The following is a 25,316-nucleotide window of genomic DNA, read 5'->3' as shown; positions in this document are numbered from 1 at the left end:
TTTATGCCGCGCATTTTAAATTAAAAAACCTATTCACAAAGAGACTATGAGGCGCTGCGCTTTTAGAGGGTGAAAAGAGCTGTAAGTTTCGAACTGCGGATAAAATGGAACTGCTCTACTCATTTACTCTCATTATCTTCTCTATGTGCCATTTTTGTAGGCAGGGCTTTATGCCGCGCATTTAAAATTAAAAAACCTATTCACAAAGAGACTATGAGGCGCTGCGCTTTTAGAGGGTGAAAGCGCTGTGGGTGGTGTGAAAAATAAATATACTCTCATTGCCTTCTCTTTGTCTTCTATTTGTGAAAATTGTGTTGCTGGGGCTTTATGCCGCGCATTTTAAATAATAAAAATGATCGCTTTTAAAATAAGCGACGTAATGTAATGTGAAGGGCTTAAAAAGTTGGCTGTCGGGTAACCAAGGTCACTGTGTATATCCCCCTTCGCCATGTAAGTTAAAAAAGGTATATTTTTTGTAACTATTCAGCCTCATCTGAAATGAATATATCAGGCAGCTGATTTTTGAATAATAACTCAAGGGCTAGGCTTGCAGATACATATTGTTTTCTGCAAGTCGATAAATAGCTTCTCAGCAAGCAGAACATTTCAGCTCCTTGCTTACTTCTAAAACACCCCGATATTTTTTGATGAACCTTGGTCATCCTAATATCATTCTCGCCTTGGTTGTTGGTAAATGGCACGCCAGTGCTCATCATGAAACGTAAAACATCATCTTGATAATCTCTTAGTCGTTCCAATAATGCGCGGGATTTGGTTCGCTTTAATCGGCCTCGCTGACCTTCCACTCGGCTACTTTTATCTGGTGGTGGACATTTAGCGTCACCTTGAAGCAATATTTTTTGATATTGCTCACGATATTTCTGTTTAGCCCCTTTATCTAGGTCGGGATTATCTATTTGAGCTTTATTCATTTCTTTAAGTAAGGTTTGCATATCCTTCGCCCATTGCATGCCGTCTTGCTCCCAAGCCCTTTCTAATTCTCGGATGTGGTGAGCATTACATAATGCATGTTGGCATTGGGTATATTGATAATATGGCTTCCAATGGTCATGACATAGCACACCGGTAAAGTGCGGTAAAATACCGGCCTCATCCATCGCTATTTTTCCTCTTTTTTCATGAGGATAAAAATAAGTCCACCAAGTCGTTGATGCACCATGAAGCCATCGCCGTTTACCGCCGATATTAATGCCAGTCTCATCAACATGCAAAGTTTGATGCGGGCTTTGTAATGCCGCTTTGATGATACCTTCTGCGCCCGATGACTTTACCAGTGCCGCTGCTTGTTCATTAAAGTTAAATAAACTGCCGGCACTGATCGGAATACCTAGTTGGTCACTAAAGTATTCTTCAATGCGGTTATAAGGGAGTAATTGATATTGTGATAAGTAAACCGCATGGGCTTTCACACCAACACCATATTGAATAGGACCGTTAACACCTTGGGGGAATTCACCAACAAACCGCTTCCCTTGCTCATTCTCAAGGATTTGAGCCTGGTATTCGGTCACCACTTTACTGATATCTATATCGACGACTTGTCGCTTTTGAAAACCCACCTCACGATAGTGACCTTTAGGTAAAAAATCTCGGTCAACTAAAATGACTTGTACCTCATCAGGTGTTTCTGTTTGAGTCAGCGTTTTACCTACTCGGCCTTTTTGTCCGCCAGCTGATTTTTCTGACTTCTCTCTCGTTGGCTTTGTTCGGTTGATATCTTTTGATGGAGGAATGCTACTATTTTGACTATTAAGTCCTAATTTACTAGCTAGCATAACAACGACAACAAGAATGAGTTCAATAGACATCTTCAACGCTGGCGAGAGTGTTTTATCTTCTTGTAACTGAGTTTTAGTTTGCTCAACTATTTCAGTGATATTTATGCTGTTTAAATTCATTAAAGCTAGAGCGATAGGGTAATAGCTCTAGCTTGGCATACTGGCAGGATCAGTCAATAGCTAAAAAAGATCCTTAGAAAATAATTTGTCTTGGTGAATAGTTACTATTTTTTGATGATTTATACACCTTATTTATTTTTGTAACTTAATTTAAAGTATTGAATTGAGTTAAGTAATTGTTCAGCTTAGTCGCGTTATTATGCAATCTAACTTATTGTTTTTCCCTTTGACATTATGTTGTTTTAAGTAGTTTTTGCCAGCTCACCTTGAGCTGGTTTTTTTTGCCTAATTTTTATCAATAGCGTCTAAAAATGTCTAATTGCTGCAAACTAACGTTAATTACCTAACCGGCGCTATAAAGTGTTTAACGAAACAGCAACCTCCTCTAGTACCCTGAATCTGTGCATGTTAAAGTTGCCTTAGCGATTTATTGATTTTATTTATTAGGCGTACTATGCGTTACTTTTTATTACTATTGTTTATTTGCGTAACTTTTAATTCTACAGCGATCATTGCTGCTGAAGATGACCCTTTTTCGGCTCCCACCGAGCAGCAACAAAACCAAGCTGTTGATGGGCTAGCTGCTCCTATGTATAAGCCGCTAATGGAGCGTTATATTCTTGATGAGCTTAGAGCTGTGCGTCAAGATCAGCAAAAACTACGTGAGGATGTAACAAAACAAGTTACTCATGCCCAGCTAGATACCGCCGACCGTGCAATTACCTACACTACTGATACCATTAATAATGTATTTTTTATTATTACGGCTACCGCATCAATTTTAGTATTAGTGGGTTGGAACTCACTGCGCGATGTTAAAAATAAAGTAGAAGACATAGTAAATACCCGAGTAAGCGTTATTACCGATGAGTATGAAGATCGCTTAAAAATTCTTGAAGAAAAACTGCGCGTTCGCTCTGAAGAAATACTCAGTAACCAAGAACGGATTTCGGTCACTAATGAAGTTCACTCACTGTGGATGCGGGCTAATTTAGAAAGTGATTTTGCTAACAAAATTGAAATTTTTGACGAAATTTTAAAACGTAAACCTGAAGACGTAGAAGCCATTGCTTATAAAGCCGATGCGCTGCTAGAAATTAACGATACAACACAAGCTATTGAGCTATGTAACCAAGCAATAGAGATAGACAGTGATTATGGCTATGCTTATTGGCAACGTGCGTGTGCTTATGCGTTAATTCATGAACATGCCGATGCGTTAGCCGATATAAAAATGGCGTTAGATTACTCACCTAACTTACGCAATGAACTACTGCACGAGAGTGCGTTTGCTAGCCTACACGACAACGAAAGCTTTAACGAAATTTTGAGTGCGACTAGCGTTTAAAGTACAGATCTATTGCTTTACTGAGCAGCTCGTCGAGCTGCTCTTCAAACTCTACTATATTTATTTGAAAGTGATCAAAATACAGCTTGGCCTGAACTTGCGATAAGTTGCGGCTATTTACGCTGTATTGACGTTCACTTTTTTGCTTGTCGTAACGAGGGGTAAATAAAAATTGCGCATAATATGGTGATTTAATATGCTTATTAGCATAGCGACAAAAATCTTCTATGTGGCTTAGCCCTTGTGGGCCTAAACAGCCTGGCTCTACCCGATACTCTAGGCGAATTTTTTTCTCGTCGTTTAACTGCATTTTGATACTTACTTACCTAGTTATGAGTTATCGAAAAAATAACACACGAATTATTTTACCATCTTTAACTTGATAGCTTGAAATAAGCTCTGAGCGTTTATCTATTACGTTTTCATCTACTGAGCAGGTTTCTGATAATTCATGATCAATTACTATGTCGCCATGTACTATGCGTTTGATTGGTGATGAATGAATGCATTTTAGCTTTTTAAACATTAAGCCATAACGGGCTATTAGTTTTTCCTTACCTTTAAATAGCAGCTCGTTAGGGAAAATATAAAATTCAACGTCTTCGGCATAAACCCGAATAAACTCTTCAATATTACGGGCGTTATAGGCTTTAACTAATTGTTCAACCACAGCTAATGATTCGCGCGATTGTTTGGCTTTTGTTTGCTGCCTTTGCGTTAAGGCTTCTTTTGCTTGCGTTACCACTTGCTCAGCTTTGGCAATAGCGGCCGCTTTTTCCTCTTTATTTTTAATCTTTTCAACTGGCTTAGGGGTTTCGGTGCCAAGTACTTTTGAGTCGTCTACTTTGTTAGGATCAACAACTGGTTTTGTTAATACTGCCTCTTTATGCTCAAGGGTATTGAGTCTATCTGTAGCTTGTTGTTTTGACTCGTCGGCAGCTTGCTGCTCTTTTTCAATTGCAGGTTTAGCTTGCTCTGTACTGCTTTGCGCCGTTGTGTTGGTTTCTTGCTCTGTTGCGTAAACAAGTGCCGCGGCACCAATAAATATAAAAGCAAAAACGATAGGTAAAGATTTCATAGTTTTCCTAAAATGAGCACGAAATACTGTTAGGGCGCAACATAGCAAATTTTGCGGTTTTGGGGTAGTGATTATCTGTTTAGTACTAGGGCATGTTTGGTATTTAGCATGGTTATTACCCATTTAAAGGAATATCCACACTAAATAGGTACTTATTTACCTAAAAACCAAACACCCGGCTACACGTTTAAACAGGTAAAATAAACACACCTAACTACCAATATTGCTCAACCGTTATGTGGCCGGGGGTTCTGCGCCGATTGCGTTGGTAATTTTGGTTTATGAGTAACTCTGTGGTGTCTTTCACCATTTGCGGATTACCACAAATCATAAACTGTGCGTTTTCGGGCGTTGCATTTAGCCCAACGTGCGAAAATAATTGCTTATTCGCAATCATATCCGTTATTCGGCCATGTAACCCTACATCAGCTTGCTCACGACTCACTACAGGAATGTAATTTAACTGTTTGGGATGAGCTTCAAGTAACGTGTTTATAAGCTCCTGATAGCTTAAATCGTCATTTAAACGCACGCCATGCACTAGGTTTATATGTTGATACTTTTGCCATACTTCGCTCTGTTGTAGCATGGACAAAAACGGCCCCAAAGCGGTGCCTGTACTTAGCATCCATAACTGTTCGCTGGCGGGTATTTCGTCAAGGGTAAAAAAGCCTGTAGCACGGCGCTCTATTAATACATTATCGCCTGGTTGTAGCTTGGCTAAATACGATGAGAGTAAACCGTCAACTACGTTGATTAAATAAAACTCTAAATTGGGGTCATCAGGGGCATTAACGTAGGAGTAAGCCCGTGCAATACGCTTATCGCCATCCATTATAGATAACTTAGTAAACTGCCCCGCTTTAAATGGCTCAACGTCGGCATTTACCGTTATGCTAAATAACGAGTCTGTCCACCAAGTAATTTTTTTTACTGTTGCATCAACCCAATTAGACATAGTTAGCTCCTATATTATCAGCTATAAAGTATTAAGGTTACTGACTTTAAACATGCGTTTTTATAGCTTAAACCTTAACACTAAGTAACAAATACTTATAGCTAAAACACTGTGTAATTGCAGGTAAAACAATCAGGATCAACCAGTCAAAATAAAGAGGGTATATGTAGTTAATGTCTGTGTTTATTTTGCGTTAGATTGGCTTTTTTACTTTTAGATCTGATATTTTTTAAAATATAATATATTTAATGATTCGCACTGCGTGCGCGCGGCAGCAAGCTACTCGCCTACGGTCAATTTTACAATGGGGCTGTTTTAAGCAAATAATTAACTATTAGCTATCTTTAATTCTTCGCCTTTCTCTTTAAGCTAAAACGCACGATATGAAATTGCACTTAATATAAGATTGCACCTATAAAAAAAGCCGCATAAATGCGGCTTTGGGGTTTAGTCTCACTTCACTTTGGGCGTGTCTCCAAAATTTAGTGAATACGTTACCAAGGAACTGTTTTACTACAATAGTTAATTACTTAGATAGACTCTAAGGCAATTTTAACCATTTCGTTAAATGTGCTTTGACGCTCGTCTGCTGGAGTTGCTTCGCCAGTGATCACATGATCACTTACAGTGAATAATGCCATTGCTTTTGCGCCATATTCGGCTGCAACGCCATATAAACCGGCTGTTTCCATATCAACGGCAAGCACACCTAATTTATCTAAATCTTTATAAAAAGTGTCATCGGCTTGATAAAATGTGTCGGTAGTAAATACGTTGCCCACTTTTGCTTTAATACCAAGATCTTTTGCAGCATTTACGCCGTTTAAAAGCAGGTCAAAGTCAGCAATTGCAGCAAAATCTGTACCGCGCACACGGGCACGATTTACGTTTGAATCGGTGCATGCACCTTGTGCAAAAATAACATCGCGTATTTTAACGTCGCTACCAATACCGCCACACGTGCCAATACGAATCAGGTTTTTAACCCCAAAAGTAACAATTAGCTCACGCGCATACAAAGACATTGATGGAATGCCCATGCCCGAGCCCATAATGCTTACAGGCTTACCTTTGTAAGTGCCCGTAAAGCCAAGCATGTTACGTACACTGGTTACTTGTTTTGCGTCATCTAAAAAGTTTTCAGCAATATATTTTGCGCGTAGCGGATCGCCTGGCATTAATACTGTTTCGGCGAAATCACCTACGTTTGCATTGATATGCGGAGTACTCATTAATCTTTCCTTTTTATTTAGATGTAGTTAGCTTATCTATAAAGCCATCACCATATTCAAGCGCAGGTAAGTTAAACCATTGTGCTAAGGTTTGACCTATGTCTGCAAAACTATTTCGCTCACCAAGTGGGGTGTCGGTCATGGCCGGTTGGTAAGCAATTACTGGTACGTATTCACGGGTGTGCTCAGAACCTGGAAAGGTTGGATCGCAGCCATGATCGGCAGTAATAATTAGTAAATCATCGGCTTTTAGTGCGTTTAATATAGTTGGCAAGTAATCGTCAAACTCTTTTAACGCTTTTGCATACCCAACAGGATTACGACGATGGCCAAACATTTCGTCAAAGTCGACCAAGTTAGTAAATATTAAGCTGTGATCGGGCGCACTTTGCATTAATTCGTTAGTTTTTTTCAGCAAGTTTATTAACCCTGGTGCTTTATGCTTTTGGGTAATACCTTGATGCGCGTATATATCTGAAATTTTGCCAATGCTTATTACTTCGCCACCGTCTTTTGCCAGTACGTCTAGCAATGTAGGAGCTGGCGGTAATACCGAGTAGTCACGGCGATTGCTGGTGCGGGCAAAATCTTGATTATTTGAACCCAAAAATGGCCGCGCAATCACTCGCCCTATATTCATTTCATCAAGTAGCGACCGTGCAGTTTCGCAAACCTGATAAAGCTTTTCTAGGCCGAATGACTCTTCATGCGCGGCTATTTGAAACACGCTGTCAGCTGAGGTGTAACAGATAGGTTTACCTGTTTTAACGTGCTCTTCACCTAGCTGCTCTAAAATAGTGGTTCCTGATGCATGGCAGTTACCTAATATGCCAGGAATACCGGTACGAGCAATAAGCTCGTCAATAAATTCTTGTGGGAAGCTTGGCTGAGTTTTAGGAAAATAACCCCAATCAAATAAAACGGGTACTCCCGCCATTTCCCAATGGCCTGATGGCGTATCTTTACCGCTCGAAAGCTCTTTAGCGTATCCCCATGCACCTTGCGATGCTGAACGGTTTGACACTAAACAAGGCTCTTTACCGGCCGCTTCGCAGGCATCAATTAACCCTAACTTTGATAAGTTTGGTAGCGATAATGCTGTGCCTGTTTCGTCATAATATGCTTTTAGCAGATGTGCTAAAGTATTTGCGCCAATATCACCAAATTTATCTGCATCTGGTGCTGCACCAATTCCTAAACTGTCTGCCATTAGGATAATTGCTCTTGCCATTGTGACCTCCCGTTATTCAATATGGTTACTTTATCTGCTCTTCGATTTTTACGCACAGGACATAAGTCCTGTTTCATATAACCTAAACATTATAAATTTACGTCCTTAAGCGAAGCAAAAGAGATTAATCGTGTCTTTTTTGCTATTGTGATCTACCAACAATATATCTTCCTGTGTGGGTGAGAACTTTAGTGACACGAACTATTATAGCCATTGCTGGCGCATCAGCGTCGGGTAAATCTCTTTTTAGCCAAACAATTTACAATGAATTGGTTAATGAACTTGAACCAGGCGCTATCGCCATTATCGAAGAAGATGCTTATTATAAGGATCAGTCGCATTTACCGTTTGCACATCGTACGCAAACTAACTACGACCATCCTGATGCATTTGAATATAAGTTAATGCATGAGCATTTAACACAACTTCGTAACGGCCACGCTGTAGAAGTACCTATTTATGATTACGCACAACATACTCGCAGCGAAACAACGCGGTATGTAACTGCAGCTAAAATATTAATCGTAGAAGGCATTTTACTACTTAGCGATAAAGCGCTTAATAAAGAATTTGATATTAAGGTGTTTATAGACACTCCCTTAGACATTTGCTTAATGCGTAGAATGCAACGCGATATGGAGCAAAGGGGCAGAACATTACAATCTGTTGTTGAACAATACCAAGCAACTGTTAGACCGATGTTTTATCAATTTATAGAACCGTCAAAGCATAATGCAGATCTAGTTGTCACTCGAGGCGGCATGAATCGCGTTGCGATTGATATAATAAAAAGTAAAATCAAACATATTCTTCAAGAATAGTAACGGGAAACATTTGTATGACAACTTTTATGAGCGTAGTTGGCATGTTTGTGCTGCTAGCTATTGCATTTGCGGCGTCAACTAATCGCAAAGCTATAAAGCTTAGAACGGTAGGTATCGCATTTGCGATGCAAGTAATTATTGGTGGTTTTGTATTATTTTTTGATGCAGGTAAAAATGCATTAGCAAGTGTATCTTCCGCTGTTTCATCGGTTATTGGTTTTGCTAACGACGGTATAAGCTTTTTGTTTGGACCTTTAGCATCGCAAGATACATTAGGATTTATTTTTGCTATTCAAGTACTGCCGGTAATTGTATTTTTCTCTGCGTTAGTGGCCGTGTTATATCATTTAGGCATTATGGCGTGGGTTATTAAGATTTTAGGTGGCGGCTTGCAAAAGCTGTTAAAAACCTCACGTACTGAATCACTATCGGCCACTGCTAATATTTTTGTTGGTCAAACAGAAGCACCGTTAATTGTTAAACCCTTTATTGCCACTATGACCAAGTCGGAATTATTTGCCGTAATGGTAGGTGGTTTGGCAACGGTAGCAGGCTCTGTTATGGCCGGTTACGTAATTATTGGTATTGACCTTAAGTATTTAATAGCAGCTAGCTTTATGGCGGCTCCTGGTGGCTTTTTAATGGCCAAAATGATTGTACCAGAAACCGAAACGCCTAAAGACAATTTAGCTGACTTAGATGTAGATGATGAAAAGCCCGTTAACGTTATTGATGCTGCTGCATCGGGTGCTGCAAGTGGTATGCACTTGGCACTAAACGTAGGTGCAATGCTACTTGCTTTTGTAGCATTAATTGCATTGTTAAACGGTTTATTAGGTGGTATTGGCGGCTGGTTTGACTACCCGACATTAACGCTGCAAGAAATTTTAGGTTATGTATTTGCGCCTGTTGCATGGTTACTTGGTGTGCCATGGAATGAAGCAATACTAGCCGGTAGCTTTATTGGTCAAAAGTTAGTAGTGAATGAATTTGTTGCTTACTTAGACTTTATAAATTATCGCGATACGTTAAGTGCGCACACACAAGCAATTGTTACTTTTGCACTGTGTGGCTTTGCTAACTTATCATCGATAGCCATTTTACTAGGTGGATTAGGCGGTATGGCGCCTAGTCGGCGAAAGGATATCGCTCGCTTAGGGCTCAGAGCAGTGTTAGCAGGATCTATGGCTAACCTTATGAGCGCCGCAATTGCTGGATTTTTCCTCTCGCTAGCTTAGAAACTTAATGAGATGAACCACTGTTGCAAAACAATAGGATAGTGCTTTAAGGGGTTAAAGCTCTATCTGACTTGAACGATACTTCATCAAGGGCCGCAAGGCCCTTTTATCGTTTTGGGCTTATAAATAGGCTTATAATGAGCTTAAAGGCTAATCTTTGAATCATATAATAAAATAAAGAACCACCTGCCAACCACCGCCTTTAAACACTAAAATGGTATTCACCAGCAACCAGAGATCAACATCAGATAACAGTCCCCTGTCATAAGCGTAATATAAAGCAGTAAAAAGCGTGCGAGATAAACTCCCGTCTACTTCCATAACCATTAACTTGGGTGGGATTATAACTACTCGCTAATAATTAAGAAGTTGATAGTTGACTGGCAGACAGCTCAAGCCTGAGTGCTGTCCCTTTTCGTATTTACAGCCAAAGCTAAACATTGAGCTTGCTTAGTTACTTTATTGAGCTTGCATCAAACACCTGACGCCTAAAACATGAAATATAAACCTGTTTTTACCTCATGCTGGCATTTCATCTCTAGGGTTTAAATCACTACTTTGTGATCTCATCACCTTTTACAAATACGTTTTTCGTACTACGAGCGTGCGGCAGGTAACAAGCTACTCGCCCAGGGTAAGTTTATACCCAGCATCGAAAACACAGCAAAAAGCGCGAGGTAAACTCCCGCCTTGTATCTCTCAGTAATAGATGATTAGCTATCATTTATTACATCGGATGCTAGTGAGCTTGTATTCCCGCCCAGTACTCGATACTGAGATGTAGATTAAGCCCTAGCGTCCAATTCTCAACAAACTGAATGGTATCCAAGCACACTTAAATTAAGTTGATGCTGTATGTACAAGGGGAGTAAGTAGAGATGATGTTTATCGGTTTTGATATTAGTAAGGATAAAGTAGATTTATGCTGGCTGAGAGATCCAACTACCAACAAAAAGAAAACGAAAGTATTTAAAAACAACCAGCTATCTTTCAAAGATATTGAGCAGTGGCTTTTAAGTACAACCCAAGCTGTAGCTGAGGAGGTCGTTATCACGGTAGAGCCAACGGGTGTTTACCATGAACCGCTGATGTACTTTTTATACCAGCAAGGATTCAATATTGTGCTCGCTAATCCAGGCAAAGCAAAGAAATATGCCGAGGCTCTAAATATTGTTCATAAAACAGATAAGTCAGATGCGATAATGCTTGCAAGCTATGGTTATGCAAAGCATTCAATTGTTAACTATTGGCAACCTGAAGCAAAAGAAATTAGAGAGCTTAAGGCATTACTGCGCCGACTTGATGCATTAGAATCCAGCAAGCAAAGGGAGCATAATCGATTAGAAGCAAGTGAGTTTAATGCGGCGTCGGAGCGAGTTATTCAATCATTAAAAGAAACGATTAATTTTTTTGATGATGAGATAAAAAAACTTAAATTAGATATCGATAATCACATAGACAGCTTCCCTAATTTAAAAAAAGATAGAGCGTTACTAGAAACAATCCCCGGTATTGGGCCCGTTATGTCTCGAGAGCTCACGTATATATTCGCAGCTAAAAAATTCAACCAAGCTAAGCAGGCAGCAGCTTACTGTGGCTTAATACCGAAGTTGCATGAGTCAGGGAAAATGAAGGGCCGTACAACTTTAAGTAAGCTAGGGCCCTCGAGAATACGAAGTAAGCTTTATATGGCAGCAGTAGTCGCTGGGCAGTGGAATTATCAAATAAAACAGCAAAAAATAAGATTGATGAATCATGGCAAAACATCGATGCAAATCATTGGTGCCAATATGCGTAAACTCATTCATATATGTTTTGGCGTAGTAAAGAATCAAGAAGCGTTTAAGCTTCAAGAAAGTTAAATACGATCTTGAAGCATAAAATGAGAGATGGTATCTACTTTCGCAGCCATTAATTTGGATGGGGTTCTAACTGCTCGCTGATAGTTGATTGATAGCTCAAGTCTGAGCGCTACCTTTTGCATTTACGGCCAAAGCTATACACATTGAGCTTGGCAAATTCTGCCTGAGATATAAATCCTGAAACCTAGAGCCTAAAGCTTGGAGCCTGGCACCTGTATTTTAGCGAAGCTTGGCTAGTTAAGTTTAATACGTTGAAATACAATACTGTGGGGGGAGTTACCGAGGAATACCAAATTTTAGGCACAAAAAAAGCGCCTTAAGCGCTTTTTTTCATTTTACTTAAAAAGTAAAATTATACAGCTGTGATGTTATCAGCTTGTGGACCTTTTTGACCTTGTGAAAGAGTGAACTCTACACGTTGGCCTTCAGCTAAAGTTTTGAAACCTTCGCTTTTGATTGCTGAGAAATGTGCGAAAACGTCTGGGCCATTTTCTTGCTCGATGAAACCAAAACCTTTAGACTCGTTAAACCACTTAACTGTACCTGATACGATGTTTGACATTGTAATATCCTGATATAAAAATAAAAATATGCTCATATGAGCGGGTATAGCAAAAAATGAGATGGTACTTTAAAAACTTCAGGACGGTACTACAAGTATTACTTATACAACATCGAAATGGAGATTTATAGATTACATACTTTCTTTCTAGCTGCGGCCCACTATATAGAAGTTTTAATTTGTGTCAAGCTTATTATTTAAATAATTTAAAATATTAAACCTTGTTTAAATTAGTTAAGGGCCTTGCAGTTACTCTATTAAATTAGCAATAACGCTACGGTTACGACCATGCTCTTTTGCATAGTAAAGTGCGTTATCGGCTTTTTTAAATACTTGCTCAATATTAGTGCCGTGCTCTGGGTAACTAGCAATACCTATTGATATGGTTATGTAACCAACTGTATCTATATGTGACGACTCAACTGCAAGGCGCAGCCTTTCAGCTATTTTAAATGCACCTTCACTGTTTTGATTAGGTATTACAAGTACAAACTCTTCGCCGCCAATGCGCGCAACAATATCGTCTTTGCGAGCAACACTTTGAATAAGCTTGGTTAATGCTTTGAGTGCTTCATCGCCTTGTCGTGGCCATATGTGTCATTTACGCGTTTAAAAAAGTCGATGTCTATTTCTAAAATGGTAAATAACGTTTGTTCGTGGATTAGTTTATCAAGCCATGCTTTTAAACTTCTGCGATTATGAATCCCCGTTAGAGGATCTGTTTGTGCATCGTGGCGTAACTGCCCTATTTGCAGCTGTAAAATACTTTCGCCTTTTAGCATTGCTGTTCTTAATTGCTGACTATGAACTACTCGTAGCTAAAACTATCGAGTTTCCAAGACGCCAGTAACACTGGCGTCCATTGTTGTAAGAGAGTTTCTTTGTACAAGGCTTGCCGTCGATGACGGTCTTACGTCAGCTTGCGTGCGTGAGCACACAAGGGACACATCAGTTGATGCAGTCTCTAACTCCCCTGATTTTTCAGTTGAGGCCAGTTCGCTCCCCAACGGCGGTGTTACCGCCTTTTTACGTACTGCTGTTTTCTTACGAGTTTTTGCTTTCTGGGCAAACGTAGACTCTTGTATGTAAGGTACAGCTCGTTGCGCTACGACAATGCTGGCATTGTCGTCCGCATGAAAAGTTCCGCAGCCATTTAAACAAATTAATGTATCTTGCTGAGGTCTTATCGTATTTTTTTCACCGCACATATGGCACGTCTGCGACGTGCCTGCGGGGCTCACTTCGACTACGGCCTTACCGTAGTCGTTCGCTTTATACTTGATGAAGTCACCAAGCTTTCCTAAAGCGACATTTAATAATGAGCGATTTAAACTGCTCTTGGCATTCGCGTTGTTACGCGCATAGCCACGGCCATGCTTGCCGCGCTTTGGTTTAGCACGCTTGGTCATGTTTTTGAGTTTTAAGTCTTCCAAAGCGATTATAGACTTCGCCGAAAGCACGACCTCTTTCGAGGTCTGGTGCAAAAAGTCGTGCCTAATTCGCGCAGTCTTGGCGTCGAAGTTAGCTATCTTATCTGCTAGCTTTTGCTGCTCATTAGACTCAACACGTCTAGTGTTTTTGTTATTGTTTTGGCGCTTTTTACGCGCCAAAATACGCTGATACCGAGCCTTCTTTTGCACTAATCGCTTTAGCCTTTCAGTCGTCTCAGGGCTATAGGCTTTGCGCAAACCGTCGCTTGTTGCAATAGGCAGCTTAACGCCACGGTCGATACCTGTGATTTGGGATAGTAATTCGTCATCACTGAGGCTTTGTGCAACAAAGCCTTTCAACAGTTCCTCATTCGTTGCAGACTCAACACCGTCGTTATACGACCCTGAGAGGTAGAAGCGTCTACCTTGGCGCGATATACGGAACTGCTTTGCGAGCTGGTCGGGTTCGTAGTCGAGCTTTATAGAAAACATACGTGCGGGCTTCTTCGAAGCCTTCTCGTAGAATGTCAGAAGTGCCCGACCTTCGTTTAGCGGCTCAAGGATGAACATTTCCTTTGTTACTACACAGCTACGCTTGCGATTACGCCCTTTGGGCTTAGGAAACTTCCGAAGCCCACTTCGGCACGCATTAATATCACTAAATAACATACTTGCAGCGTTTCGAAGTATTTGTGGTGGTATTTCTTTTAAGAAGGAAAGCTCAGGTTTAGCCTTAATACCTGCATACTTCTGATCAATATCCGAGCCTTTGTCGGCTCGGATAAGTTCGAGGCTTTCCTCAATTCTCTGATTACGCATGACATTCGATCCACCAATCCACCGCGCAAAATGAGTAGCTGCTTTACTACTCATTTTGTAAGTTATTTCGATATTAAAGCCACGAATTGCCATTAATTAAATGCCTTGAACAGTCACTAAACACAGAATATTATAGCGCTATACAAAAAACAATCATGAGTTTAATATGCACGAATGGAGAACTGGCAGGAACTGCGTTTATAAGAACCAAGTACACCTAGCATTCGTTGCAAAATACCGCTGTGACGTGTTCGCTCGCAGCGTAAGCCACCCTCTGAACTAGCTGTAAAATAGAGTAAAGCTGTAGCAAAACACAACCACTAAAACCGCAGGGCTTAACTCGTAGCTAAAGCCGACGAGAATGCACCCTGCAAATGTTCAAGAAAGCTATCTGTTGCTGAAGCAAGCTTATTAGCATAAGCGTAATTACTGTGTAACGTGTAGTTGATTAACTGCTCTTTTTGCACTTGGTAAGTAGCATAAAAACTACTTACTAAGGTGCAAATAGAGGCAAGTAAAACAAGTAATAGTATAAGAAACCTGAGGTTTAATGTTGGTAATAGTTTGTGAAACACTCTGTCTATACCTCACGTACAACTTGCATGCATAATATATTCAATACATTTTATACTACCTGCTTTAAAACCAAGAATCTAACCAACTTTAATAATGTGAAGTACTAATTAACCTAAGCTTTGGATAACAAAACTATCTCAAGTAGCTATTTACAACGCTAACTGCGTTGAATTTACTTGCAATAGGCCAGCTATTGACGCGTAAACTCGCTAAAAGCCTCTGGCTAGAGAAAATAAATTTAAATATAAGTATGATTCAATACGTTAATAAATCTCTTAACCAGAGTTCCGGTTAATTATTGCCTACCTATCGGTAGACAATAATTATAAATGTGTTGTATCAAGTTAACTTTTATAACTGTCGCTCAATTTATTACACAGTGCTATCCACTGCTTCGGTTGCTCTTTACCTTCAACCCTGCGGCCAAATAAGGTCATCACTGTGTTGCTGCTCTCATCAAAAAACTCTATTGAGTGCACCACAGTATTACCGTTATCTGTTGGCTTTTTAACGACAAAAGCACGCGCTAAACCTTCACTTTTAATATGTAAATTAAAGTCTTCATCAAGTACGTTATACCAAGGGCCTACTTGCTTTAAGTTATTGAGTGCTCCTGAGTATATTTGCACCGCGGCGTTGTTATTTACAAAAATCATTACCTCGCTTTGCTGCTCTTTTAACGTGCTAAATATTAATGGTAAGCTTGCGGTTGGTATTTCTTGTGCCCAATTGGGCTGTGCAAGTTCAAGTGCTTGTATTCTGCCTACTTTAAACTCGGTTAATAATGCCGGAAAATGATGCACATCTTGCAAGTTTTCCCATGCGGTTAAAAAGCCTGCTACATTTATATTTTCTTGCGGTGTGGTCTCAAGCTCTTGGGTTTTGATTGGCTCTACCACTAATGTAGTGCTTTGCTCTGGGTCGCTATATTTACTAATTAGCGCCTGATACGCAGTTAAATTAGTTTTATCGGTATTAAATATTTTATGAACAGCTCGGCCATGTTTATCAAAGCACTGAATGCTCACCATGTTATTTAACTTAACAGCAAATACACTGGCCCATTGCGATAAAAACAACCTTAAATCTATGCCTCCTGGGTTAATTGCTATTCCCATTTTTTTATTATTACGCTGTGAAGTATATAGTTTTTCGTAGCAGCCTTTAATTTCACTCACTACAACGCCGTTGCGTGTAAGTGCCATTACATGTTCTAGCTTTTTTAACCCTTTGAGAATGTTTTCGATTTGATTAATATTTAATTTAATTGCTTGCTGCCCTACTTGAGAAGCAATAAGTTGTGCTTCTGTGGTGCCAAGTTGTACGGCGGCATCTACACTGCGAATATTGGGCTGCGCTACTTTTAATGTTTGATATTGGTTAACTAAGGTATTCATAATTTACTCCTAAAAGGTAATGGCCTAAGTGACCATTACGGCAACTTAAAATTTAAAACTAATTTGCGTTTTAATATTACGGCCAACACCATAGTCGCCAATGGCGCCTGTAGTACCCGCTATAACTTGGTATTCTTTATCAAATAAATTATCTATTGCTAAGCGGGCATTCCAGCTGTCGTTAATATCCCAACTGGCGTTTATACCGGCTAAAACATAACTTTTATGTTGCTGCTCAATACCTGCTACAAGTACAGTGCGATCATTAACATGTTGAATATTAAAGCCTGTTTTTAGCACGTCGTTAAAAAAGTTTAACCCGCTACTTAGTGCAAATTTATCTGCTGGTAAATACCAAAGTGGTTCATTGTTTTGGTTTTCACCTGATATTCGACTATAAGAAAAGTTGGCATAACCTAAGGTATGTGCATAATTAATTTCAAACTCAATGCCGTCTCGTTGGTTTTCGCCACTATTGTTATAACGCGCTGCGGGTTCGGGATTAGTGGCTATATTGGTGTTTGATTGAATTTCGTCATCTATTTTTACTTTAAAATAAATAACACGGGCAGTTAAAGCATCTCTGTTTGTAAATATGTTTTGGTTTTGGTAACTCGCACCTATTTCTTTATTGGTGCTGTTTTCTACTTTAAGTTCGAGTGCCGGATCACGGCCACCATATTGATCATAAAGCTCATCTATTAATGGGGCTCTAAATCCTTGCTGATAACTTGAAAAAACAGCTAGCTGGTTATTAATTTGATAGTGAGCGGTTAATGCAGGCACCACTTGAGAGTGATCAACATCGGTATCTAAATTATTAAATGAGTTGGCAAAGCTAGAGGTTGCTGTGGTTTTATACTTTTCATAACGTAGCCCTGTGGTAAGCGTTAATGCCTGCCAAGTAAATTCGTCTTGTAGGTAAACGCCTATACGTTTTTGAGTACCTCCGGGCTGAGATGTTATTTCGTCTTGTATTGCTTGCTCTGCATAATCAATACATTGATAAGTTTGCATGTCTAAATTAAGGCATGGATAACTTAACTTGGTTCCCACTCGATCTTTTTCAGAATACTGCATGCCATAGGTTAAAGTATGCTGTTTAATTAAAGATGTATTCGCAATATCAAGTGTAGTTATGTTGTATTCGTAGTTAGACTCTAAGCCAATAAAATCTTTTAAAGTGCCTGAACCATCACTTTCAACAACCTGACTTTGGGTGCGCCCTAAGCGTGCTGTTAAATTTACATAAGGATTATTGGCGGGGTTAAGCTCATAGCTTAAATTAGTAACCGATTGTTCAATTTCTCTATATACCGTACCCCATGCGCCAGGATCGGTAGTATTAAACTCGGTGCGCTGATTGTCTTCACTTTTTGTATACGACAATCCAATTAAGGAGTCTTCGTTTAAGTAATATTCAGCTTTTAAAAGCAACGATTCGGCCTCAATACCCGAATTATCGAGCGTTTCACCATTTGATAACTTAAAGTCGTCACTGCTGCGCTTTACGTACGAAGTAAGTATATCTAATGAGTCAGTAGGGCGTGCATAAGCATATACGGTACCGTTATTTTCATTATTATTGCCATGGTGACCTAGCTTAACTTTAACGCCACCTTGCTCACCCGGTGCTAAAAAGTCGCTGGCATCTTTAAGTTCCATTTCTACCACACCACCTAAAGCACCACCGCCATGCAAAACAGTACTTGGTCCACGTTTAACATTTACAGAGCGATAAAGTTCAGGATCTGAAAAAAAACTTCCCATTCGATACTTTTCAAATGTTTGAATTGCACCATCTACACTTATCAACACATCTTCTGCGTCACTAAAACCACGTACATTAAACTTTTGTCCCATATTACGTGGGCCACCGGTTGCAGTAACGTTAGGAATACTAATAAGGCTGTCGAATACGCTACTAGCAAGTACTTGCTCTATTTGTTCTGCGTTAATAACATTAACGGCTTGAGCTGAATTTAGTGCAGACTTTGCGGTACGGGTTGCCGTAACGGTTACGGCATCAAGTGCTGTAACCGGCATATTAGTGTGGTTAGGGTTTTCAAGATCAGCTGCCATTAAGGGCGAAGACAGAGTGGCAAGGCAAGCTGCCAGTTTGGTAATACGCATTATTTACTCCATTTAATAATTATATTTTGTTTACTCTTTTGCTCTACTTATATTGAATGCAAAAAAATTACATAACGCTTTGGGTTAGCCCCTACTGCCTAAAGCAACTTGACTATAACAAAATAAACATTAAATGATAATAGTTATCAATCGCTTTTAACTAAAATATTTGCAACTTGATACTTTTCAGCAGAAAGTTTAGCTAATAGCTTTACTAATTCGCCGCTAGGTACTTGCTGATCAACCGCTAAATACAGAGGTAAGCTTTCTTTACTGTTTTTTAAGGCGTTAATCGCTTCATTTAACGTAGTAAATGATTCTTTTTCGAGGGCGTATTGAAGCTTATTATGCTCTAACCGAATACTAAGCACCTGTACATCTGCTTGTTGTACCGGTGTGCTGGTGTTTTTACCTGTATCGGGAAGCGTTACATCAAGCATATTTAACTTAACCGCTGCTGTAAGTAATAAAAAAACCAATAAAATAAATAACACATCAAGCAAAGCGGTTAAGTCTGGCACTAATTGCGCCGCTGTATTACGCGGTGGCAAGCTAAGCATAAGGTGAGTCACTATAGGTAAACTTATAATTTAAATGATTGATAATTCTTGTAAAATCATTTTGTAACCCTTCTAGTATGGTGTTTAATAAGCCGCTAACTAATAAACATGGAATAGCAATAACTAATCCAGCCATAGTTGAATACATAGCTTCCCACAAGCCATCAGCTAGTAAAGCAGGCGTAACCGCTTGGTTAGTTTCGGCAATACGTTTAAACATAACGACCAACCCCCACACAGTACCAAGTAACCCCATTAAAGGGCTTAAAGAGGCCAATAAGCTCAATATGTTTAGCCGTTTTCGCCAATCAATTAAGCAGTCTTGTAAATACAATTGACACCATTGCAAACGTTGCTCACTGTGCAGCAACTGCTTAGCTTGCAGCGTAATTGCAAATTGACTTGTCCCTAGTTTATGTTGCTTTAATTGCCACTTAGCAATAATTAAAATAGTGCTGCGCTCCAGCACAATAGCCAAAGCTATAATTGACACCAATAGTAATGGCCAAGCCATAATACCTACCGCATTAAAAGTTGACTGCATGTTATTACTCTTTGTTATACGTTTAACGAAAACCGAATTGGCACGCTAAATCGTGCTTTTATCGGGTGGTTATTTTTAACAACAGGATGAAACTGCCACTGCGCTACATTATTTAAAGCAGCTTTGTCGAGCTCAGTAAATCCGCTGCTTTTTAACACAGTTAATTTTGCTATATGCCCCTGCTTATTCAACTCAATTTGTAATAACGTAACCCCTTCGTAACCTCTTTTTTTAGCCCGTAACGGATACGTTAATATTGGCTTAGGGGCTTTAAATAATGGTAATTCGGTTACGGTAACTAATTGATTAGTAGCAGAGTGCTGGTTACTTAGTTTTGTGGTACTAGAACTGGGCGCAGCAGGCTTTATTTTATTTTTGTTTGCAGGGGCATTTTTTACAGACTTTTTATGTTCAGTGCTTTTAGCTATGTTAACCGGTTTGGCTTTAGCTGGTTTTTTTGGCGGGTTATCTATTATTTTTTTTATATTTTTAGGTGTTTTTTTTACTATTTTAAGGTGCTGCTTGGTGCCCGAAAACTCAGTACTAACATTATCGTTTTTAACCACAGGCGCTGTTAGTTTTGGCTCAGCTGGTATTTTTTTAGCTACTTTACTGGCGTTAACCTGGGTTGAGTTAATAATATTAATTGCTACACGATCGGCTTTTTGCCCCTGCGAAAATGTCATAGCTTTAGGGGGAGCAGGTTGCATAAACAACCCAATATAATGAGCAACTGCTGACAGTAATATAAAAATAGTAAACTTCATAGCTTTTAAATATAAATGATAACTGTTATTGTTCGTGTTTATTGATAATATCAACATTGGATTTGTTATGAAACCCCTATTCACATATTTAATTACGCTTACCTTGTTAACATTTGCTTGTAGCAGTAATTCAGCTCCATTCTCGGCACAAAGAATTGTTGTTTCGGGAGGCTCAATAACTGAAATTATTTATGCCTTTAATGAGCAGCATCGTATTGTAGGTGTAGACAGCACCAGTGTATTTCCAAGTGCTGCGACTAAAAAACCGCAAATAGGGTACGTACGAAAAATAAGTACAGAGGGGATATTATCGCTCAGCCCAGATTTACTCTTAGGCGAAGCCGACACAGGACCTCAAAAGGTAGTAGAGCAGCTAAAAAGTACGGGAATAAACATGACCATACTTACACAAGAAGATAACTTTTTAGGTATTGAAGCTAAAATAAAACACATTGCACGTTTACTCAATGTACCTAAAAAGGGAGAGCAACTTGCAAATAGTTTGGCAATAGACAGAGCTGCTTTAAACACTGTTTTACAACAAAGTACTTATAAGCCGAGAGTACTATTTATTCTTAATGTACGCAGCGGGCAACCTATTGTAGCCGGGGCAAATACCTCTGCAAATGAATTAATAAATGCCGCTGGAGCAATTAATATTGCAGCAGAGCATATACAAAATTGGAAACCGCTTTCAACTGAAGCGGCCCTTGCTCTTAATCCAGACGCAATTATTACTATGGGACGACACGGCGACACCCCTATGGAAAACGTCTCAAAACTAGCACATTTTAAGTTCTCTAATGCAGTTAAAAATAAGCAAGTTTATAGCTTCGATGGCAGTTATTTATTAGGCATGGGCCCACGTACACCACAAGCGGTAGTTGAGCTTGCAAGTGTTTTACACCCTAATGCTAAATTACCTACAACGTATAAGTTTCGCTTTGCTAAAACCTCTCAACCTAACATTGAGCTAAGTGAGTAATAACTATGCTGGCATTAGGAAGTACGCTATTAACCGAACAAAAACAGCGAAAAATGGCCATTCCCTGTTTATTTTTAGCCTGTGTTTTTATGTTTTTTATTGCACTAAGTAAAGGGGGCGTAAATTTAAGCTTGAGTGAAATAGTCGCAATAATTAACCAGCTTGAAACTGATAGCTTAAAAAACGCTATTATTTGGCAAATACGCTTACCACGCATAGTGTTAGCCATGGTGGTAGGTGCAGGGTTAGCCGCGTGTGGCTGTGCTATGCAGGCAATTTTTAGAAACCCATTAGCCGATCCGGGTTTAATTGGTGTGTCGAGTGGTGCAGCACTTGGCGCTGTAGCCACTATAGTATTAGGCAGTAGTTTATTTGCTAACTTTAGCAGTACCTTGGGCGTTTATGCGGTACCGGTTGGCGCATTTATTGGCTGTATTAGTGTATGTGTATTTATTTATAGATTAAGCGCTCACAGTGGTCAGTTTACAATTATTAGCTTATTACTAGCTGGTATTGCTGTTAATGCCATTGTGGGATCGCTCATTGGTGGGCTTACATTAATTAGTAACGAGCAACAACTGCGCGATTTAACATTTTGGAGTATGGGTTCTTTAGCCGGTAATCACTTTGCAATGATGCTGCCCTCTTTATGTATTATTGTTTTGAGTGTGGTTTTATTACTACGCCTAGCAAAACCTCTTAATTTATATTTACTAGGCGAAGCGCAAGCTAAACACTTAGGTATTAATGTAACGCGGCTTAAAAAGCAGGTATTTATTTGCACGGCATTGTGCACCGGAGCAGCTGTCTCTATTACCGGTATTATTGGTTTTGTTGGTTTTATTGTGCCGCATATTGTAAGGCTTGTTTTAGGGCCCGATCATCGTTACTTAATGCCAGCAAGTATTTTAGGCGGCGCGCTGCTATTAAGCTTTGCTGATTTATTTGCACGCACTGTAATGCTCCCTGCAGAGTTACCTATTGGCTTAATAACCAGTGCTATTGGTGGCCCTTTCTTTTTAATTATGTTGCTAAAAACTTATCAGCAACGGAGCTTATAAATGCTGTGCGCTAATAATGTATCGGCCCAAATTGGGCAAAAAAAACTACTCAAGCATATTAACTTTTATGTAAAACCTAACGAGTTAGTGGTAATTATAGGCCCTAATGGGGCGGGTAAATCGTCGTTATTAAAAGCTTTATGCGGCGATATAAAAATTAATAATGGCGATATTACGCTTAATGACCGCTTGCTTAGCGACTACTCAATAGCAAGTTTGGCTACATTACGCGCTGTGCTTACGCAAAATTACGAACTCGACTTTCCATTTAGCGTAGCTGAAGTGGTTGATATGGCGCACTTTGCCCATCAAGCAGACTATAGTAAACAGCAGCTTATGCATTTTTCAGAGCAAGTAATGCAAGCACTTAGTGTAACGCACTTAAAAACCCATACCTTTACACAACTCTCTGGCGGAGAAAAACAACGCGTACAACTTGCGCGGGTATTATGCCAAATTCAGCCTAGCCTAGTTGCCAATAAAACACCTTACTTACTAATTGACGAGCCCACCTCTAGCTTAGATATTTTTCATCAATACGATGTAATGGCTCAAGCTAAAAGTATTGCTAGCCAAGGCGCAGGAGTAGTTGCCGTGATCCACGACCTATCGCTTGCTGCCAGTTTTGCAGATCGAATTTACATGCTTAATAATGGCGAGGTAGCAGCATGTGGTACACCAAAAGAAGTGCTTACCCCTGCGCTACTTAAACGGGTATATAATATTAACGCCAGGCTTGAAAATAACACCAGCGAGGCTATGCCACACATTCAAATGTGTTACTAAAATACTTAACTAATATCAGCGTTTATTCAGCTTTAAAAATCAATAAGACTTAAACGCACCGCTATTGCGTATCTGCTTTGCAGTTGCACTAAAAAATAGATAAGCTGCATGCACTTATCTATTTTATTTAGCTTTGGAGTGTGTTTTGCTAAATAAGTATGCTGTATCGTCTATTGCTTTTTTAATCGGGTGTTTAATGCCATTACAATCTTCTATAGCTCAACCTGCGCTTACGCTTGAACAACAACTTGGCCAAAAGCTATTACTCGACTTTCGCTATTTTTGTCATCAAGGTGCAAGCAAACAGTGCCGAACGCCAATGACTCAATTACCCAATGAACTGGCAAACGCCATTAGTAAATACAATATTGGCGGGGTGATTTTATTTTCTGAAAACACCCAATCTATTGAACAAATAATTACCCTTAACCAACAATTACAACATGCTGCAAGTAAATCGAGTTCGGCATTACCTTTGTTTATTTCGGTAGATCAAGAAGGCGGCCGTGTTGCACGCCTACCGCGCGATGTAGCAACCTCGTTTACCGGTAATATGTCGATTGGTGCTACTTTTGAAAAACACGACAGTTATTTTGCCGCGCAAACCGCTAAAGTAATGGCCACCGAGCTAAGTGCTTTGGGTATTAACGTTAATTATGCGCCTTCAATCGACGTAAATATGAACCCAGATAACCCCGTTATTAATGTACGCTCGTTTGGCGAGGATCCTAAGCGCGTTGCAACTTTAGGTGCAGCTCAAGTTGCTGGATTTGAAAATAACGGCATTATTAGTTCGCTTAAACATTTTCCGGGCCACGGCGACACTAACGTAGATAGCCATACGGGCTTACCTAGAGTTAACCATTCAAAAGAGGTTATTTACCAACAAGACCTAGCCCCTTTTAAACAGATTATTGCCACGCAAAGCCCTGGCATGATCATGACCGCACATATTCAGTACCCTGCGCTTGATAGCAGTACCTTTACCAGTGTAGATGGTAAAAGCATGATTAAGCCCGCAACTATGTCGCGTAAAATAATTACTGATATTTTACGCCATGAGCTTAATTATAATGGCGTAGTAGTAACCGATGCACTTGATATGGCAGGTATTAGTCACTTTTTCAATCCTACTCAAGCGGTTATAAATACCTTTGCTGCAGGGGTCGATATTGCCTTAATGCCAATAGAAATTCGCAGCATAGATGACTTAACCAAACTTGATCAGCTCATTACAGATTTAGTTACAGCGGTTAAAACTAAGCAACTTAATCAGCAAGAAATAACTGAGTCGGCGCAGCGTATTACAGCGCTTAAAAGTAAGTTTAAACTTAACACCAGTTTTAACGCCATTAATGCGCTAGTTAACGCCAAGCATGTTATTGGTAGTAAAGCGCATCGCAATATTGAAGCTCAACTTGCGGTAGAGGCTATTACACAAGTTAAAAACACTCACAATACACTGCCACTTACACTTAAAGCCGGGCAACATATACATATTATAATGCCCGACACCCGCAAATGTATGGCACTACAACAAGCCCTGCAAAGCATTAGTAAACATACGCTTAACTATACTTGTAGCAGCTTGCAAGGCTTTGATCCGCAACAAGCGCACACAGACATTAATAAAGCCGATGTTGTTATAGCGGGCAATGCAACGCCAAATCAAAGTGCGGTAGAAATTGGCGGTATGGATGATTTAAAAAACGATCCTCAATTTGCACTTAGCAACGCACAGCAACCAAAAGCACTTGAGTCGTTATTAAAAGTGGCCAAAAAGCAAAATAAAAACACGGTATTTATTAGCCTAAGAGCGCCTTACGACATTGCTGAGTTTAGCGATTATGCGCATGCTGTACTTGCATCGTATGCCTATAATATTGATCACGATAAAAACGATATTGTAACAGGCCCCGCATTTACCGCTTTAGCACACGTACTGTTAGGAAAATTGCCAGCTAATGGCACTTTGCCTGTAACAATAAAAAAGTAAGGAGAACTTA

At 39.7% G+C, this 25,316-nt stretch carries 21 protein-coding genes and 1 pseudogene; 8 read left to right on the top strand and 14 right to left on the bottom strand.

The genetic code is table 11. The features are described 5' to 3' along the window. Positions 1–479 precede the first annotated feature (479 nt). Positions 480–1,919, bottom strand: coding sequence for an IS66 family transposase (gene tnpC, locus PNIG_RS17010; RefSeq protein WP_089369042.1), 1,440 nt, complete (start codon positions 1,917–1,919; stop codon positions 480–482). A 454-nt stretch (positions 1,920–2,373) separates the two neighbouring features. On the opposite strand from tnpC, the gene PNIG_RS17005 reads away from it, so the two are divergent. Beyond that, positions 2,374–3,267, top strand: a complete 894-nt coding sequence (locus PNIG_RS17005) for a tetratricopeptide repeat protein (protein WP_089369041.1) — start codon at positions 2,374–2,376, stop codon at positions 3,265–3,267. Here PNIG_RS17005 and PNIG_RS17000 read toward each other — a convergent pair. From PNIG_RS17000 to PNIG_RS16980, 5 genes are all read right to left on the bottom strand, one after another. Then, positions 3,257–3,577 carry a hypothetical protein gene (locus PNIG_RS17000; protein ID WP_011329726.1) on the bottom strand — a complete coding sequence of 107 codons (321 nt, stop codon included), beginning with the start codon at positions 3,575–3,577 and terminating at the stop codon, positions 3,257–3,259. The two genes, PNIG_RS17005 and PNIG_RS17000, sit on opposite strands and share 11 nt — an antisense overlap. 27 nt (positions 3,578–3,604) lie before the next feature. Continuing rightward, positions 3,605–4,345 (bottom strand): nuclear transport factor 2 family protein, encoded by a 741-nt coding sequence (locus tag PNIG_RS16995; RefSeq protein ID WP_089369040.1) that lies wholly within the window; start codon positions 4,343–4,345, stop codon positions 3,605–3,607. A 214-nt stretch (positions 4,346–4,559) separates the two neighbouring features. Continuing rightward, the gene (locus PNIG_RS16990; RefSeq protein WP_086995474.1) at positions 4,560–5,303 is read right to left on the bottom strand and encodes a ferredoxin--NADP reductase; all 744 of its coding nucleotides are present in this window, start codon (positions 5,301–5,303) and stop codon (positions 4,560–4,562) included. A gap of 530 nt (positions 5,304–5,833) precedes the next feature. Next, entirely contained in the window at positions 5,834–6,535 is a 702-nt protein-coding gene (deoD, locus tag PNIG_RS16985) for a purine-nucleoside phosphorylase (protein WP_011329723.1), read from the bottom strand. A 13-nt stretch (positions 6,536–6,548) separates the two neighbouring features. Next, positions 6,549–7,766, bottom strand: a complete 1,218-nt coding sequence (locus PNIG_RS16980; protein WP_089369039.1) for a phosphopentomutase — start codon at positions 7,764–7,766, stop codon at positions 6,549–6,551. A gap of 191 nt (positions 7,767–7,957) precedes the next feature. On the opposite strand from PNIG_RS16980, the gene udk reads away from it, so the two are divergent. The 3 genes from udk (at position 7,958) to PNIG_RS16965 (ending at position 11,690) form a co-directional block, all read left to right on the top strand. Further along, complete coding sequence (gene udk / locus PNIG_RS16975; RefSeq protein ID WP_011329721.1) at positions 7,958–8,587, top strand: uridine kinase; 630 nt, start codon at positions 7,958–7,960, stop codon at positions 8,585–8,587. A gap of 17 nt (positions 8,588–8,604) precedes the next feature. Then, positions 8,605–9,828, top strand: a complete 1,224-nt coding sequence (locus tag PNIG_RS16970) for a NupC/NupG family nucleoside CNT transporter (RefSeq protein WP_089369038.1) — start codon at positions 8,605–8,607, stop codon at positions 9,826–9,828. Between the two features lie 878 nt (positions 9,829–10,706). Next, positions 10,707–11,690, top strand: a complete 984-nt coding sequence (locus PNIG_RS16965; protein WP_089369037.1) for an IS110 family RNA-guided transposase — start codon at positions 10,707–10,709, stop codon at positions 11,688–11,690. A gap of 352 nt (positions 11,691–12,042) precedes the next feature. Here the strand turns inward: PNIG_RS16965 and PNIG_RS16960 are convergent, their stop codons facing one another. The 8 genes and pseudogenes from PNIG_RS16960 to PNIG_RS16915 all read right to left on the bottom strand — a co-directional run bounded on the left by PNIG_RS16960 (position 12,043) and on the right by PNIG_RS16915 (position 20,421). Then, complete coding sequence (locus PNIG_RS16960) at positions 12,043–12,252, bottom strand: cold-shock protein (protein ID WP_002959120.1); 210 nt, start codon at positions 12,250–12,252, stop codon at positions 12,043–12,045. A 249-nt stretch (positions 12,253–12,501) separates the two neighbouring features. Next, positions 12,502–13,034, bottom strand: a pseudogene (locus PNIG_RS16955) (GGDEF domain-containing protein). Positions 13,035–13,076: 42 nt separating this feature from the next. Next, complete coding sequence (locus PNIG_RS16950) at positions 13,077–14,594, bottom strand: RNA-guided endonuclease InsQ/TnpB family protein (protein ID WP_089369036.1); 1,518 nt, start codon at positions 14,592–14,594, stop codon at positions 13,077–13,079. A gap of 827 nt (positions 14,595–15,421) precedes the next feature. Continuing rightward, positions 15,422–16,474 (bottom strand): hemin-degrading factor, encoded by a 1,053-nt coding sequence (locus PNIG_RS16935; protein WP_089369034.1) that lies wholly within the window; start codon positions 16,472–16,474, stop codon positions 15,422–15,424. 45 nt (positions 16,475–16,519) lie between these two features. After that, on the bottom strand, positions 16,520–18,607 hold the full coding sequence (locus tag PNIG_RS16930; protein WP_089369033.1) for a TonB-dependent receptor domain-containing protein: 2,088 nt from the start codon (positions 18,605–18,607) through the stop codon (positions 16,520–16,522). 146 nt (positions 18,608–18,753) lie between these two features. Continuing rightward, positions 18,754–19,167 carry a biopolymer transporter ExbD gene (locus PNIG_RS16925; RefSeq protein ID WP_089369032.1) on the bottom strand — a complete coding sequence of 138 codons (414 nt, stop codon included), beginning with the start codon at positions 19,165–19,167 and terminating at the stop codon, positions 18,754–18,756. Next, entirely contained in the window at positions 19,160–19,711 is a 552-nt protein-coding gene (locus tag PNIG_RS16920; RefSeq protein WP_011329712.1) for a MotA/TolQ/ExbB proton channel family protein, read from the bottom strand. Before PNIG_RS16920 ends, PNIG_RS16925 begins: the two co-directional genes overlap by 8 nt. Positions 19,712–19,725: 14 nt before the next feature. Further along, entirely contained in the window at positions 19,726–20,421 is a 696-nt protein-coding gene (locus PNIG_RS16915) for an energy transducer TonB (protein WP_157696012.1), read from the bottom strand. A 124-nt stretch (positions 20,422–20,545) separates the two neighbouring features. On the opposite strand from PNIG_RS16915, the gene PNIG_RS16910 reads away from it, so the two are divergent. The 4 genes from PNIG_RS16910 to PNIG_RS16895 all read left to right on the top strand — a co-directional run bounded on the left by PNIG_RS16910 (position 20,546) and on the right by PNIG_RS16895 (position 25,306). Beyond that, complete coding sequence (locus PNIG_RS16910; protein WP_089369030.1) at positions 20,546–21,463, top strand: heme/hemin ABC transporter substrate-binding protein; 918 nt, start codon at positions 20,546–20,548, stop codon at positions 21,461–21,463. A gap of 5 nt (positions 21,464–21,468) precedes the next feature. Further along, positions 21,469–22,524, top strand: coding sequence for a FecCD family ABC transporter permease (locus tag PNIG_RS16905; RefSeq protein WP_011329709.1), 1,056 nt, complete (start codon positions 21,469–21,471; stop codon positions 22,522–22,524). Beyond that, positions 22,525–23,310, top strand: coding sequence for a heme ABC transporter ATP-binding protein (locus PNIG_RS16900; protein ID WP_089369029.1), 786 nt, complete (start codon positions 22,525–22,527; stop codon positions 23,308–23,310). 196 nt (positions 23,311–23,506) lie between these two features. Beyond that, a complete protein-coding gene (locus PNIG_RS16895; RefSeq protein ID WP_089369028.1) occupies positions 23,507–25,306 on the top strand; it encodes a glycoside hydrolase family 3 protein in 1,800 nt (599 codons plus the stop codon). Positions 25,307–25,316: the final 10 nt, after the last annotated feature.

The organism is Pseudoalteromonas nigrifaciens (assembly GCF_002221505.1).
Classification (GTDB): domain Bacteria; phylum Pseudomonadota; class Gammaproteobacteria; order Enterobacterales; family Alteromonadaceae; genus Pseudoalteromonas; species Pseudoalteromonas nigrifaciens.
This window is presented reverse-complemented; position numbering and strand designations above follow the sequence as displayed.

Coding starts and splice junctions, on each gene's coding strand:
- PNIG_RS16925 (WP_089369032.1), bottom strand. CDS start 19,167: ATGCTTAGCTTGCCACCGCGTAATACAGCGGCGCAATTAGTGCCAGAC.
- PNIG_RS16915 (WP_157696012.1), bottom strand. CDS start 20,421: ATGCAACCTGCTCCCCCTAAAGCTATGACATTTTCGCAGGGGCAAAAA.
- PNIG_RS16905 (WP_011329709.1), top strand. CDS start 21,469: ATGCTGGCATTAGGAAGTACGCTATTAACCGAACAAAAACAGCGAAAA.
- PNIG_RS16980 (WP_089369039.1), bottom strand. CDS start 7,766: ATGGCAAGAGCAATTATCCTAATGGCAGACAGTTTAGGAATTGGTGCA.
- deoD (WP_011329723.1), bottom strand. CDS start 6,535: ATGAGTACTCCGCATATCAATGCAAACGTAGGTGATTTCGCCGAAACA.
- PNIG_RS16900 (WP_089369029.1), top strand. CDS start 22,525: ATGCTGTGCGCTAATAATGTATCGGCCCAAATTGGGCAAAAAAAACTA.
- PNIG_RS16930 (WP_089369033.1), bottom strand. CDS start 18,607: ATGCGTATTACCAAACTGGCAGCTTGCCTTGCCACTCTGTCTTCGCCC.
- PNIG_RS16935 (WP_089369034.1), bottom strand. CDS start 16,474: ATGAATACCTTAGTTAACCAATATCAAACATTAAAAGTAGCGCAGCCC.
- PNIG_RS16990 (WP_086995474.1), bottom strand. CDS start 5,303: ATGTCTAATTGGGTTGATGCAACAGTAAAAAAAATTACTTGGTGGACA.
- PNIG_RS16970 (WP_089369038.1), top strand. CDS start 8,605: ATGACAACTTTTATGAGCGTAGTTGGCATGTTTGTGCTGCTAGCTATT.
- PNIG_RS16910 (WP_089369030.1), top strand. CDS start 20,546: ATGAAACCCCTATTCACATATTTAATTACGCTTACCTTGTTAACATTT.
- PNIG_RS16920 (WP_011329712.1), bottom strand. CDS start 19,711: ATGCAGTCAACTTTTAATGCGGTAGGTATTATGGCTTGGCCATTACTA.
- PNIG_RS16950 (WP_089369036.1), bottom strand. CDS start 14,594: ATGGCAATTCGTGGCTTTAATATCGAAATAACTTACAAAATGAGTAGT.
- PNIG_RS16995 (WP_089369040.1), bottom strand. CDS start 4,345: ATGAAATCTTTACCTATCGTTTTTGCTTTTATATTTATTGGTGCCGCG.
- PNIG_RS17000 (WP_011329726.1), bottom strand. CDS start 3,577: ATGCAGTTAAACGACGAGAAAAAAATTCGCCTAGAGTATCGGGTAGAG.
- PNIG_RS16960 (WP_002959120.1), bottom strand. CDS start 12,252: ATGTCAAACATCGTATCAGGTACAGTTAAGTGGTTTAACGAGTCTAAA.
- PNIG_RS17005 (WP_089369041.1), top strand. CDS start 2,374: ATGCGTTACTTTTTATTACTATTGTTTATTTGCGTAACTTTTAATTCT.
- tnpC (WP_089369042.1), bottom strand. CDS start 1,919: ATGAATTTAAACAGCATAAATATCACTGAAATAGTTGAGCAAACTAAA.
- PNIG_RS16965 (WP_089369037.1), top strand. CDS start 10,707: ATGATGTTTATCGGTTTTGATATTAGTAAGGATAAAGTAGATTTATGC.
- PNIG_RS16895 (WP_089369028.1), top strand. CDS start 23,507: ATGCCATTACAATCTTCTATAGCTCAACCTGCGCTTACGCTTGAACAA.